The organism is Frankia canadensis, assembly GCF_900197875.1.
Classification (GTDB): Bacteria; Actinomycetota; Actinomycetes; order Frankiales; family Frankiaceae; genus Frankia; species Frankia canadensis.
Map to the genome: position 1 here is coordinate 1 of NZ_FZMO01000089.1, position 14,020 is coordinate 14,020.

General features: G+C 73.7%; 7 protein-coding genes. All 7 read right to left on the reverse strand.

The window, feature by feature from the left end; all coding sequences use genetic code 11:
- On the reverse strand, positions 1-2,254 hold a 2,254-nt coding region (locus C1A33_RS09340; protein ID WP_243407354.1), incomplete at its 3' end, for a DEAD/DEAH box helicase.
- Complete coding sequence (gene brxD / locus C1A33_RS09345; protein WP_101831125.1) at positions 2,251-3,645, reverse strand: BREX system ATP-binding protein BrxD; 1,395 nt, start codon at positions 3,643-3,645, stop codon at positions 2,251-2,253. The genes brxD and C1A33_RS09340, both read right to left, overlap by 4 nt.
- A gap of 131 nt (positions 3,646-3,776) precedes the next feature.
- On the reverse strand, positions 3,777-4,022 hold the full coding sequence (locus C1A33_RS09350; RefSeq protein WP_207770235.1) for a hypothetical protein: 246 nt from the start codon (positions 4,020-4,022) through the stop codon (positions 3,777-3,779).
- Entirely contained in the window at positions 4,019-7,363 is a 3,345-nt protein-coding gene (gene pglZ / locus C1A33_RS09355; RefSeq protein ID WP_243407355.1) for a BREX-2 system phosphatase PglZ, read from the reverse strand. The genes C1A33_RS09350 and pglZ overlap by 4 nt, the downstream gene beginning before the upstream one ends.
- Entirely contained in the window at positions 7,360-11,406 is a 4,047-nt protein-coding gene (locus C1A33_RS09360) for a BREX-2 system ATPase PglY family protein (protein WP_101831126.1), read from the reverse strand. Before C1A33_RS09360 ends, pglZ begins: the two co-directional genes overlap by 4 nt.
- A 188-nt stretch (positions 11,407-11,594) precedes the next feature.
- Positions 11,595-12,791 carry a hypothetical protein gene (locus tag C1A33_RS09365; protein WP_133150621.1) on the reverse strand — a complete coding sequence of 399 codons (1,197 nt, stop codon included), beginning with the start codon at positions 12,789-12,791 and terminating at the stop codon, positions 11,595-11,597.
- Between the two features lie 46 nt (positions 12,792-12,837).
- Positions 12,838-14,020 (reverse strand): BREX-2 system adenine-specific DNA-methyltransferase PglX (pglX, locus tag C1A33_RS09370; protein ID WP_115537933.1); only part of this gene is annotated, 1,183 nt, incomplete at its 5' end.

Sequence of the window (14,020 nt, forward strand, 5' to 3'; positions counted from 1 at the left end):
GGGTGGCTTCGGCGAGGCGGGGTGGCAGGGCGGCGGAGAACCTGAGGCCGGCCATCGCCTCGGCGGTGACGTGGGGCAGGCACAGCCGGGTGTCGAGGTCGGCGGTCGCGGCCTTCCAGGTGGCGGGGGTCAGGTCGGATCGCAGGCGCAGGTAGGCGGCGTTGGCGTGCTGGAGGGGGTCGGCGAGGTCGCCGAGGCTCGCGACCAGCGTGCGGTTGGCGCGCTGTCCGGCCCAGGTCCACCAGTGGACATCGGTCAGGTCGTCGGTGCGGGCGATCATCGTTCCGCCGGGGTGGACGACGTCGAGGTGCTCGTCGCGGACGGCGGCGAGCCGCCGCGTGGCTCGGCGGGTGAGCGCGACCGGCGGGTCCGCGCCGAGCAGGACGTCGCGCATCGCCCTGGCCAGCGCGAACGACGTCGCGGCGTCGCCGGAGGCCAACCAGCGGGCGCGACCGCCGCGATCGGCGGGTTCGACGAAGCAGCGGCGACGTTTCCAGTCGATGTGGGTGACCCGCCAGTTGCGACCGGCGAGCAGCAGCAGACGCGGGCCCTCGACGACCTCGGTGAGCAGCACCGGGTCGGTGCGGCCGACCTCGTCGCGGCCGTGCAGCACGGTGAACTCGGGCGCGGCGGTGAACACGGCGGTGAGCTCGGAGAAGTGCCGGTGGCCGAAGCGTCGTTCCGCCTCGGGGCCGACGAACAGCATGCCGCCGTCCGCATCCAGGTAGCCGGCCCGGACGAGGTGGCGCACGATCGGTTCGGCGGTGTGGTCGAAGGGCGCGAGGCCGTTCCACTCATCCGCCCACGTCCGGTCGCCGACGCGATGCTCCTGCAGGCAGTAGGCGAGCAGCTGCTGGGCGATGATGTGCCGCGGCTCCGGTGGCGCGACCACCGGTTCGACGAAGCCGCGTCCCCACAGCGTCAGCAGCCCCGCGGCGTGCACGAGACCGGTGTCGCCGAGGGCGAGGAACAGGCAGTTGCGGGTCGTGCCCGGCCGGCGGCCGGTGCGGCCGAGGCGCTGCAGGAACGACGCGACGGTCGTCGGCGCGTTGATCTGGATGACGCGGTCGAGATCACCGACGTCGATGCCGAGTTCCAGGGTGCTGGTCGCGACGATCACACAGTCCCGGGCTTCGGTGAACGCCTCCTCGGACCGACGCCGTTCCTCGGCGGACAGCGACGCGTGGGAGAGGTACGTCGTCACGCCGAGGGCCCGCAGCGCCTGGCCGAGCTCCTCGACGGTCTTCTTCGAGTCGGCGAACACGAGCCGTTTCTCGCCCCGGTGCAACGCCGCGATCACCTTCGCCGCGTTCACCACCGACCCGACATGGTCCAGCTCGACGTCCCCCGCGGGCGCCGGCAGGATCGGCGCCGGAGACGAATCGGAGGCGCCGCGCGCGTCGGACGCGTTCCGCGCAACGCCTGGGGTCGACGGCGCGGGCCAGGACGCCAGGTCGGGAGCGACCACTCGGGCCGGGCGGTGGCCCGCGCCCGAGCCCTGCAGCCAGCTCAACAGCTCGGCCGGATTCCCGACGGTCGCCGAAAGGCCGATGACCTGCAGATCCTGCTGTGATGCGACGACCGGACCGGCGGGCGCGTCGGCAGCGTCAGCCTGCCGGTCAACCAGCGATGCGCCGGCGATGGTCCGGCGCAGCCGCTCCAGGACCGCCAGCAGGTGCCAGCCCCGGTCGTCGCCGGCGAAGGCGTGGACCTCGTCGACGATCACGGCACGCACGCCGGCGAAGAAGCGACGATGGTCGGTGCGGACGCTGACGAGCATCGCCTCGAGCGACTCCGGCGTGGTGAGCAGGACGTCGGGTTGGTCGCGGCGGATCCGGTCGCGTCGGGACTGCGCCACGTCGCCATGCCAGACGGCGGCCCGACGGCCGAGCCAGCCGGTGTAGGTCTCGAGCCGGGGGGCCAGGTTGTTCAGCAGCGCCTTGAGGGGGCACAGGTACAGCACCGACGTCCGCTGCCAGTTCTCGACGGCCATCCGCGACAGTATCGGGAACGCCGCCGCCTCCGTCTTGCCGCCGGCGGTCGGCGCGAGCAGTAGCGCGTCCGCCCCGGCCAGCAGCGGCGCGACCGCCGCCTCCTGCAACGGCCGCAGCCCCGGCCACCCGAGGCTGTTCACGATGTGGTGCACCACCACCGGGTGCAGCAGATCCACCGGCTCGGCCGCCGGCGTGGACGCGGAAGCCGGCGTCGACGCGGAAGCCGGCGTCGACGCGGGTACGGACCGGTCGATCGTCACGCCCGGTCCAGCTCGGCGCCCGCGCCGTGGTCGGCGTCGGCACCCGTCTCGAGATCGAGATCGATGTCGTCGGCACGGGTCGCCCCGCGGGCGGCGTTGCGTTCCAGATCGGTCAGCTCGGCCGACGCGATGGTGAGCGGGTAGTCGCGGCGGGGGTCGAAGTCGTCGAACTGGTCGACGCGGTCGAGCACGTCCCCGACGAGCTTCTTCAGGAAGAGCCGGGGCGCGACGCCCACCTTCCCACCGAGCCGCCCGGCGACCGCGGCGGCCAGCTCCGCGAGATAGGCGTCGTCGACCAGCGTCTCGATCCGTCCCGCCGCCTCCCCCGACGAGCCGTCGGCGTACAGGTGCCGGACCCGCCCGCCGAGTTCGACCAGCGACGCCTCGGTGAAGCCGGCCAGGCGCAGCTGCGCGGCCCGCGGATTGTCGAAGCGGGGGTCGGCGGTGAAGTCGGTCGCCAGGCGCTGCGCGAGGGGGGCGAGCCGCGCCACCCCCTGCGGGCCGTCGTAGAAGGCGGGCGTCCCGGTGATGACGAGGAACAAGCCGGGAAAGCGGCCGCTGTGGACCTCGTCGATCAGCTGGCGCAGCGCGTTGAGGGCCTTGTCGCGGGCGTCGGACCGGACCCGTTGGAGGGTTTCGACCTCGTCGAGGACGAGGAGCAGCCCCCGGAACCCGCTGTCGCGCAGCACGACCAGCAGGCCCTGCAGGAACCCGAGGGCCCCGAAGTGGTCGAGGTCGCCGCGCACCCCGGCGGCCCGTCGGGCGGCCGCCGCGACGTGCGGCTGACCACCGAGCCAGCTGAGCACCGCCGCCGCGGTCGCCTCGTCTGCGGCGCCCAGCGCCGCCCGGTAGCCGCGCAGCGCCGCCGCGAAGGCCGGCGCGGTCCGGCCGACCTCCGCCAGGCGCCGGTCGAGCAGGTCGCCGACGGCCCGGTCGAGCGCCTCGGCGCTGACGCCCGCCGCCTCGTCCGCGGCCAGGACGTCCTCCTCCAGCGCGTAGAACCAGCCGTCGACGACCTGGCGCAGGGCGCTCGGCGGGAACGTCGAGGTCGTCAGCCGCTCGATGAGACGGCGATAGACCGTCTCCAGCCGGTGCAGCGGCGTCTCGTTCTCCGAGATCTGCACCTCGGCGGTGGCGAGCCCGGCCCTGCGCGCCCGATCGGCGAGCCAGCGGGAGAAGAACGTCTTGCCGGAGCCGTACTCGCCGCGGACCGCCTTGAACACCGACCCGCCGGCGGTGACGGCGGCGAGGTCCTCACCGGCGACCCGCTCGAACCGCTCCAGCCCGACCGCGAGCAGGTCCAGCCCGGCCGACGGCACCGCCCCGCGCCGCAGCGCGTCCAGCACGTCACGCCGCCGCGCCGCGCTGACCTGCCCGGTCTCGCCGCTCACGCCCGCCCCCGAATCCGTCGCCAGCGCCCGAATCCCGCCATTCTCCCGGATTCGCTTTCCGCCGTGCTCAAGGCCCGGACATCACGGAGCCAGGTGCTTCCGATCTGACAGCCGGACGCCCCGGCCGCGCGTCACGCCCGGAGAAGGGTGACGGCGTGTCCGGCCGGGGTGGTGGCGGTGTGGAGGGCGGTGCGGTCGGTGATGTCGGGGGCGTTCGGACGGCGGTCGAAGATGACGAGGGTGCCGGTGGTCAGGCCGAGGCGGTCGAGGTAGCGGTCGAGCTGGGCGAGCCCGGCAGGTAGGGGATCGCCCGCCTGTGGGCCCCGCCCACGATGACATCGCGTACGGCCGAGTGTCGCGCCGCGAGGGCACCTCACCCGGGCAGGCCGAACTGGGCCCGGAGGAGGTCGATGTTGAGGCGCAGGGTGTGTCCGTCGTCGATCGGCTCCAGCACCGGGTAGTTGTCGATGTTGAACAGGCGCTGCAGGGTCACCGCGAAACCGCCGGCCCGCGCTGGGCGTTCACCGGCGCGTTCGGCGACGACGCTGGTGGCAAGGGTGCCGTTCGCGTCGAGCAGCGCCCGCACCGCCGCCTCCACCTTCGCCACCGGCACCTTGCGGGCCAGCCCGTCGAGCTGCGACTGGAACAGCTCGGCGGCGAGAAGGGCCGCGACCAGAGCATCGAGCGAGTCCTGCCGGGGGGCGGCAGGCGAGGCGGACACCGGGGCTGACGGCGACCGCGTCAGGGCGCGCTCCGCGACGGAGGGCTCCCCGCTCGACGGCTCCCCGCTCGACGGCTCCCCGTTCGGCGGCTTCCCGCCTGCCGGCCTCGCGCCTGATGGCTCGTCGCCGGCCACGCTGGGGGCGGATTGAGGGAGCTCGAACAGCGCCGGGCCGGTCTGTTCCTCGGCGGACCTGCGGCGCCTGCGCGTCGGGACCAGCATCGTCCCCTCGTCCGATGCCGGCCGTCGCCCCGAGGCGGACGCCGACCCCGAGGCGGAGCGGGGGCCGATCAGCAGCGTGTCACCGCCGAGTCTGCGCAGCGGGTCCGCGGTTTCCAGCGACCACCAGTCGGGACGCTGGTCGGGCAGCGGACGCCAGCCGGGCGGCAGACCTCGGCTCCCCGACGCCGGGGTCGGGTGGAACGGCAGGAACGCCAGGACGGGCACGGTCACCTCAGCCGGCGACGCGCCGCCGTGATAGCCGCCGTGGCGGCCCAGGTAGTGCCGCGCCGGATCCCAGAGGGCGATGATCCGCCCGCCAGGCGCGAGCACCCGCGGCCCGGCCAGTTCCACCTCACCATCCCGCGGCTCGCCGTCGCCCCGGGGCTGCTCGTCGACCTTGTCGGCAACGCGGTGTCGGGCCGAGACGGCGTCGACGGCGGACAGCGCCTCGGCGCCGTGATCGAGAACGTGGCCATGGTCGCTGGTGAGGATGACGGCCCGGCCGGCGGTACGGGCGTAGCCCAGCACCGCCTGCAGCCGACCGACGTCGGTGAGGCCCCAGCCGCCGTCGTCTCGCTGACGGCCGCGGTCCAGCATGTCGTCGATCGTGTTGATCACGACCGCGACCAGGGGAGTGTTCGAGGTTAGCGCCTCGGTGAGTTCTCCGTCGAGCGCGGCCCCGGGTGCTCCGGCCAGGTCGGCGTGGTGGAACAGCCGGGCGGCCCGCCGGCCCCAGCGGGGATGGCCTTCGAACTCGAGGGTTTCCTTGGCCTTGTCGCCGGTGATGAGACGCCCGGCGAGCAGTGAGGTCCGCGAGGCGGCGGTGACGGTCGGAAGCACGGCGACGGCCGCCCGCCGCCGGGCGGGGGCGGGTGCTTCGCCGGGGTGAGGCTCCTCGAGGTGGGGGCCGAGCGGGTCGCACTCCTCCCACCGCTCGCGGCGCAGCTCGGCCGCGAGCTGGGCGGCGAGCGCGGCGTTCATCCCGTCGAGCACGACCAGCAGCGCCCGGCCCCCGTGGCTGGTCACCACCGGCGCCACCACCCGGTCGAGGATGTCCTCGACGGTCAGTGGCCGCTTGGGCCTCGCCGCGGTGAGCCCGGCCGTCGTCGTCCACACGGCGAGCAGCCGTGCGAAGGCCTCGTCGAGGGTGCGGCGACGCCGGGCCGCCACCCGGTAGAGGTCGCCGTACACCGTGCCGATCGCGGGGGCGGGAGCCCCGGCCGCCAGGTGGCCGAGGGCGATGTCGGCCCAGGCGCCGTCGTCGAGATGGGCGTCCAGGGCGTCGGGCAGCGTCGTCGGCACACCCGCACGCTCCCGGTCGGTTCGCTGCCGGGTCGAGGGGGGTGTGGCGGCGAGCGAGCCCGTGGGCTGGCGGACGAGCCAGCCGACGAGCCGGGCGGCCATCACGGCCCGTTCCACCTCGGGACGCTCGACGGCGGACAGCAGGTGCGCGCGCAGCGAACCGACCGCGGTGACGACGTCGTGGGCCGCCCGGGCGAGCAGGGCGCGGTCGACGCCGGCCTCGGCGGCGGTGAGAACGTCACGGATGGTGGTGGCGACACCGGCCAGCCGGTGGTCGAACCCGGCCCGCAGGATGTCGCTCGCGGCACCGGCCGCGCGGGCGTCGATGGTGTCGAGCAGCCGCTCCGCCACGTCGAGCAGCGCCGGGATCTCGTCCTGCGGGTGCAGCGTGGACGACGCGGAGTCCGGCGGCACGAGGCCGAGCCGGCCGGCACCCGGCCGGGCCGACGCCAGCGCCGTCGTCACCACCTCGCGGACCGCGTCGGCGAACGCGCGCATGATCGCGTCGTCCAGGCGCACGTCGCCGAAGAACCTCTCGACCCGTGCCCTGGCCCGCTCGAGGGCGGCGATGTCCCCGGCCGCACCGCCGACCGCCGCGCCGCGCGCTGCGGGGCCCGTCCCGGCCGGCGCCGGGGGGCCGGCCGCGTCGCGCTCGCGGGCGGGCCACAGGCAGTCACAGACCAGCCCGAGGGCGAGGGCCCGGTCGCCGTTGCCCGCGGCGAGCAGAGTGACCAGGGCGCGCCCCGCGCGGCCGGTCCGCTCGGCCAGGTAGCCGGTGAGGCCGGCGCGTTCCTCGTCGCCGAGGCGGCGCAGCGCGTCGACCGCGCCGGGGGACGCACTCCAGCGCAGCAACGTGGCGATGTCCAGGTCGGCGGCGCCCAGGCCCAGTCCGGTCAGGCCGAGGCGGACGGCCGCCAGTTCCGCGAGCGCGTCCTCCCGGGTGAGCTGGCCGCCGGGTCGACGCGGCCAGCCGGCCGGCGGGCGGGCCTCCAGCAGGGCCTGCGCCACCCAGCGATGCTCGGGGGCTCGCAGCCGCGGGTCGGCCTGGTTGGCACCGAAATCCTCGAGGACGGCGATCCAGGGCTCGAGGATGTCGACCCGCTGCCGGTGGACCTGGGCCAGGACGGAGTCGCCGAGATCGTCCTCGTCGGCGTCGGTCAGCAGCACCAGCCAGCCGTCCTCGACCGGATCCCGCGCCCAGCAGGTGACCTGTTCGAGGACGGCGAGCGCCGACACGCAGGGCACCACCCGGACGTGCCGGCCGGCGACGTCGAGTTCCCGCGGCGCCGGCCACTCGGGTTGGGCCCGGACGAGCAGGACCCGGGGCTGGTCGCCGTCGCCGTTCTGCGCGCCGCGCCGTAGCCGGCTGACACGGTTCAACAGGATCGCGGGGGTCACCCGCGGAGCTCCAACGCCCGTCGGACCGGGCCCGCCCGCCAGGCCGCCGTCGGGCGGGGACGACAGCAGGTTCACGGTGCCGGCCTCCAGACGATCTCGACCTCGCCCGGCTGGTCGCCCGCGTGCTCGCGCACCTCGGCGAGCGCCCGGTCGAGGTCCGCGATCCGGACCCGCCACTGCCGCACGGCACCTCGACCAGCCCCCGCGCCCGCTTCCCCGCCGACACCGACGCCGACACCGCCGACACCGCCGACACCGACGCCGACGGTCGGGGGATCGATGACGTGCGTGGTGCCGCCGACGGGAGGGGTGCCAAGAACGTGTGGGGCGCCAACGACGGTGGTGGTGCCGGACGGCGGGAGCCCGACCGGCCGCCGGGGACCCGTGGTGGTGCCGGCGTCACCGCCGGCGCCGAGCGGCGTGGGGGGTGGGGTCGGCGTTCGTGTGGCGCGACGCAGCAGTGCGGTGGCCTCGGCGCGGGCGGTGGCGAGCACCGCGGCGAGCGGGGTGGTCAGCTCGTCGGCGGAGCCGGCGGCCCGGATCTGCCCGAGGATCTCCTGGGCTCTGGCCTGGTGGGGCTCGGGCAGGCCGTCGATGAGGACGAAGGTCTCGTCCCAGGGTGCCGCCCTGATGGCAGCGGCCACGTCGTGGGCGCGGCCGATGCTCACGTTCAGCCGCTTGGCCGGTCCGGCGAGGTCGGCGCGGGCGAGGCGGCGGACCAGCTCCGCCCCGGACCTGGCGTCGGTCAGTGCCTGGACCAGGTCGCGGGCGGCCCACGCGGTGCGCAAGCGCCCTGCTGTGACGCCGTCCGCGGCCGACTCGGTGGACGCGGCAAGGCCGGTGCTCCGGTCGAGCCCGAGTCCGTCGGCCCGCCGTTCCAGGGCGCTGACCAGCTCCTCGCACGCCGGCCGGGTCGACCGCGCCTTCCCGACGAGCTCCTCCGCGAAGGTGCGTAGCAGCCTGCCGCGCAGCAGGGCGGGCGGGCGCACCCCGAAGATGAGCTGGGACCGCTCGCCCGCGGCGGCCCAGTCGGCGGCGGCGGGTAGCGGCTGCTCGCGCAGTGTCATGTCCCGGGTGATCGCCTGCAGCTCCGGGGGCGGCGAGAGCAGGCCGCCGTGGCGGTACCACGCCCGGTCGGTCTGCTCGGCGAACGCGGCGACGACGAGGTGCGCCACCGCCGGGTCGAGCCCGCGTGGCCTGGGCTCGTCGATCCAGCCCAGCAGGTCGCTGACCCGCAGCTCCTCCTCGGCGCCGCCGTCGGCCGCCGTCTGGGCGGCGCGGCGGGTGAAGTGGTCGACCCAGTCTCGTCCCAGCTCGAAGCGGACCTCGTGCATGACGCCGAGCCCCAGCGCCGGTGCGATCCGCCGGACCGCGACCCGGTCGGTCTTGGCGACCTCGACGGATCCGCCGTCGGCCTCCGCCGCCTTCGTCACGTACCCGAGGACGGTCCGCAGGTCGGCCGGTCGGACGGAGACGCCGGTCCGGTCCGGGTCGAGGTCGGGATGGCCGGGGAACTGGTCGGCGAGCAGGTCGCCGACGAGGCGCTGGCCCGCCTCGCGGAAGGACGCGCCGCCGGGCAGCGCCGGGTTCAGCCCCGGCCACAGGGTCCGCAGGTGGTCGGTGTAGTCGGCGGTGACGTCCTGTTCGTCCTTGGAGATCAGCCCGTAGGCCGAGCGCAGCACGGTTCGGGTCTTGGTCAGCAGCGCGTCGTGACGGCTTTTCAGGACACCGCGGGCGCGCTGGCGGTCGTCGGCGCTCAGGTGCTGGGCGTGGCTGTCGAACCGGTGCGCACCCCCGGCGAGCAGATGGTCCAGGCGGACCAGCATGCCGAGGTCGGCGAGGCGCGCGCCGGTCAGGTCCGCGGGGATCCAGCAGACCGTCCGATGCTGCACGCCCGCGCCGCGCAGCCGTTCGACGCGCGCCCGGGCGTAGGCCGGACCCTCGTCGTGGTCGTCGAACGGGTAGTCGACGACGAGTCGCCAGGACTGCGGGTCCAGCGGGGCAAGCTGATCGTCGCGCAGGTCGCGGCCGCGAGCCGAGCCGAAGATGACCTCCGCGGAGCGCTTGCTGCCCTTCCAGACCAGGTCGAGCCGGTCGCCGTAGACGTCGTCGGTGACGGTCACGCCGAGCTCGTCGACGAGCAGCCGGCGGACCAGCGCACGCCGGTTGCCGACGCTGTCGTAGGCGACGGCGGAGTTGAGGATGCTGTCGACCTCCACGTCGACGAGCTCCAGGCCGACGCCCGGATCACCGCCCTTGACCGGCAGGTACTTGATCTCGCCGAACTGACCGGCCCAACGTTCGACCTTCTTGCCGACGAGCCCCGCCTCGCCGCCGGGGATGGGGCTGCTGATGCTGCCGTGGTTGAGCGCGGACAGGCGCCGCGGAGTCAGGTTGCGCAGCGCCGGAACGCTCGGCGCGAGCGCGGACAACAGCAGTGTCTTGACCAGCCGGTCGTCGGCCGTGAACCGCCGGACCTTCGTCGCGAGCGCCGCGTCGATGGCGTCGGACGTCGTCCGGGCACGGCGAACCGCGGCGAGGATGTCCTCGTCGAGTCCTTCGGCGTCGAGCAGGTAGGGGCGCAGCTTGCGGGAGTACAGCTTCTGCGCCGCGTCGAACTCGGCTTTGAGGACGTCGGTGAACGGCGTGTCGGCGCCGCGGGTGATGACGTCCCACAGGTCACCGAGCGGGACGACCTGACCGAGGCGCAGGTCGTCGCGGTGGTCGACGAGGAGCTGGCGCATGAGCTTGAGCGCCGTCCGGTTGCGCTGCAGGGCGGACGAGACGTGCACCAGGGTGTCCATGAACGCCGGGCTGAACGGGTAGGACAGCCGGAACGCGTCCCGGTCGGCGCCGAGCTGCTCGCTGCCGCCGAGCATCGTGTCCCACACCTCGGCACGGACCTTCGCCGTCGTCTCGAACGCCCGGGCGATCGCGGCCTCGGCGTTCGCGTCGCGCGGCCGCAGCAGCCGCCGGTTGGCGATGAGCGGCAGGTTGCGATCCTCCAGCACGATCTTGTCGTACCGGCCGTCGGCGAGGGTGAGAACGTCGAGGAACGACAGCCGCACGTCGCCCGCGACCTGCTCGCCGACGAGTTCGCGCAGGTCCCGTTGCCGGGCGATGAAGCTGACGACCGGGACCGGCCGGGCGCCGAGCCCGCCCTCGACGAAGTTCGTGACCTTCTGCACCTCGCGGGACACGAAGGCCATGTCACCCATGTTGTTCGCGAGCCAGAGGATCAGTTCGTCGAGGAAGAGGATGACGGCGTCGTAGCCGAGTTCCCTGGCGTGCCGGGCGATCTCGGTGAGGCCGGCGTCCAGCGAGATGAAACCCTCGGCGTCCTCGCGCAGGTCGCGGTAGGTGTTCGCGAACCAGGTGGTCAGCAGGTCGGAGACGAGCCGGCGGCGGGAGTCCGCGTCCGGGGCGCTCGGGTCGAGCGCCCCGTCGAGCACGGCCGGCGTCCACGAGGCGTCGCCCCACTCGTCCTCGCCGCCGTCAGCGCCGTCATCGTCGCCGTGCTGTCCGAGCGGCGCGCCGCTGCCCGCGCCGGCGCCGGCGCCGTTCAGCTCGGCGAGGAAGGTGGCGTCGCCGACACGGGCCCGGATGTTGCGCGCCTCGTCGAGCAGCGCCTCGGCCCGGTGCACGGCCGGGACGGGCGCGCCCGGGTGCAGGGCGCGCAGGTGGTCGGCGTAGCCGCCGAGGACCCGCTGCTCGATCGACTTCGCCCCCAGCAGGTGGAACGGAACGAGCAGGAACTTCTTGCCGGCCAGCTCCGCGTCGTGCTTGCCGAGCACGGCCGCCAGATCGTCGATGCCGCGGGCCGCGGGTTCACCGCGCAGCAGCGCGTGCAGCACCGCCATGAAGTGCGACTTGCCGGAGCCGAACGATCCGTGCAGGTAGATGCCCTTCGACTGGCTGGCGGTCACCGCCTGGGCGATCAGGCCGAGCGCCTCGTCGAAGTTGCCGACGAGCCGGGGAGTCAGGACGTAGTCGCGCATCGTCGCCGCGGCGTCGGCGACGCCCTCGGTGAGCTTGAGGACGAAGTCGCCGTCGGACGTCCGGGTCGGAATGTCGATGACCTCGCGCAGCAGCGGCTGGGAGGACGACGGACTGGTCATGCGGCGGCACCTCGGGTCAGGTCGTGCGGGCGCGTGTGCGGAGACGGGTGCGGAAACGGATCATCCGACGGCAATCCGTGGTCGGATCGTACGTATTCGACTATGCCCGGTGGAGAGTAGTGGGGCGAGGGCTGAGCGGCTCAGAGTGGCGGCCACTCAGCGGGGTGGCGGCTCGGAGTGGTGGCCGGTCAGGGTGCTGACGGCCGTCCGTCCGACGACGTCACCGCGCGGCCGCTGGCAGCCACCACGGTGCGGATCCGCTCGATCACCGGAGCGATGCGGGCGCGGAGGTCGCCGACTCTTTGTGCCAGCTCGGAGCTTCTGTCCCGGCGTACCGACGCGGGCAGGCCCTGCCACAGCGGGTCGAGCCTGCGGGACAGCTGCGGTGGCAGCCGGCGGTTCGCCTCCGAGAGATCCTGGGTGCCCGCGTAGGCGATCGCGTTCTCCACCTGGTCGCACAGATCGCTCATCGCGGTGAGCGTCTCCCGCAGGCGCTGCTCGCTGCTCTGCGTCAGGACGTCCACGTTGGGGTCGCCCGCGGCGACGAGCCGGTAGACGCGCAGGGCTTCGCCCACCATGACGGCCTGCTGTGCCTTCAGGAAAAGCCCGAGCCACAGCAGCGGACGATGCTCGGCCTCGGCCCGCTCGACCTCCTTGAGCCGGGCGGACGAGGAGCGGTCCTCGTCCTTGTCCGGCCCGACGCGCTGTATCGCCCCGATGCCGCGCAGCAGCTTCCGCTCCACCTGGCGGACCCGTTGCTGGGCGTCGGTGAGGTAGTGCGTGATGCCCGGCCAGTCCACGTCCGAGACGGTGCCGGTGTCGTGCAGGGCCTGATAGGCGCCGGTGAGCCCAGAGAGATCGTTCTCGATGGCGGAGACGAGCTCGTCGACGAGATGGTCCTGAATGCCGCCGACAGCCTGCTGGACCTCGGTCAACTGCCGGGTGAGGTGCTCCAACTGCAGCTGCAGGGCAAGCGCACCCAACGCCGACCCGGCCGCGGCCGCAGCGGGCAGCGTCCGCATTCTCGTAAACGACAGATGCTTCGTGATCTGCCCCGATCCATTGCGCGTCACCGCGTAGATCGAACCGGCCCGGTCGAGGGTTTCTCCGTAGGCTCGAAGCATCTTCGCCGAATCCGCGGTGAGCCGCACGAGCTGCCCCGACGCCTTCCCGGCGCCGACCAGCCCCTGCAGAGCGGCGTTGCCAGCCAGCACAGCCCGCGCCATCTGCGGCGAGAACGCGGACAGCGGCTCGCCCACCGATTCGGCAGTAGCCTCATCGCCCAGCACCAGTGCGATGTCCGGACCGATCATCCAGGCGATGGCCTGGGGCGGCACGTCCCCTTCCTGCCCGCTGTCTCCTGGCTCGTTGTCCTCGATTGCCATCGCATTCCCCCTTGCGTGATCGCCGTGTCCGCTACCGCCGTGCGCCCTACCGCCGTGGTCGCGCCGCTCTGCCTCGGGTGGCCGCCGGTGGCCGCCAGCCGGTGAGGGTGTCGGCGGTGAGGGCGTGCCGGCCCATCGTCTCGGCGAGGAAGGCGTCGTAGACCTCGGCCGGTGAACCGTCGTACAGGGGATCGACGTCGTTGTGCCACTGTCGGACCCACGGCATCACCTCGCGCAGTCCGGCGAGAATCGGGGTGAGCCGTTCGGCGTCCCAGCCGTCGTTGTCCTGCCGCTCGACGATCAGCGTGGCCAGCGCCTGGGCCTGCTCGCGGTGATCCCAGCCGGCCCAGCCGATGAGCAGCGTCGGATCGTTGTCGGGCCCGGCCGGCGGGTAGGAGATGAACCGTTCCTTCGGGACGTCGAGCTTCCCGCGGGCCCGCCAGTAGGACGGCTTCCGGAAATCGGCCTGTGCATACTTCGGCGGGACGGGGATCGCGTCGCGGATCCGCTTCGCCGCCTCCGGGTCGGTCTCGGCGTCCTCGGCCCGCTGCTGGTCCCAGACGTCTTCCCAGTCGGCCCGCTTCGCCAGGCCGGAGTCCTTGTACCGCAGCGCGGCGAGGAACGGGACGTGCTCATTCTCGACGAGCCCGGCGACGACCTTCGCGAGGTCCTCCCCCGGCCGGTAGATCTCGGCGACGGAGACGAAGTCCGCGTCACCCGCCAGTTCGTCGGCGAGCCGCCCGGTGGTCCACAGCCGCGGCTGCATCATCCCGTCGACGTCGGCGAACCAGAACTCCCGCGCTTCCAGCCGATCGAGCAGCCAGTCGCGCAACGCCGTGTCCTGCAGCTTGTCCCACCCCTCGGTGGCCCACCGCCGCTTGTACTCGGGCCGCTCGATCAGCCCGATGTTCCGATCCGCCTCCATGACCGCGATCCGCTTCTCCACCAACGCCCGGTACTCCGGAGACCAGTGCTCCGGGAGTTCCGTGATCGGCGTCGACCCATGCCGCTTGAACCACTCGGACGTCTCCTCCCCCGCCGCGATCTTCCGTGCCAGCACGATCTCGAACGCCCGTTCCCCCAGCCGAACCTCCGGCACCTCCCCCATCGGCAGCGTCAGCTCCTCGGCCATCAACCCGTACTGCCGATACACCTGCCAATCCAACTCCTCCTGCAACGCCACCATCCGCCGCCGCGTCGCCTCCCACTCCTCCCGCGCCACCTCCAAC

Bases quoted from the DNA above. Each gene is read 5' to 3' on its own strand.
- C1A33_RS09365 (WP_133150621.1), bottom strand. From the start codon at position 12,791: ATGGCAATCGAGGACAACGAGCCAGGAGACAGCGGGCAGGAAGGGGAC.
- C1A33_RS09360 (WP_101831126.1), bottom strand. From the start codon at position 11,406: ATGACCAGTCCGTCGTCCTCCCAGCCGCTGCTGCGCGAGGTCATCGAC.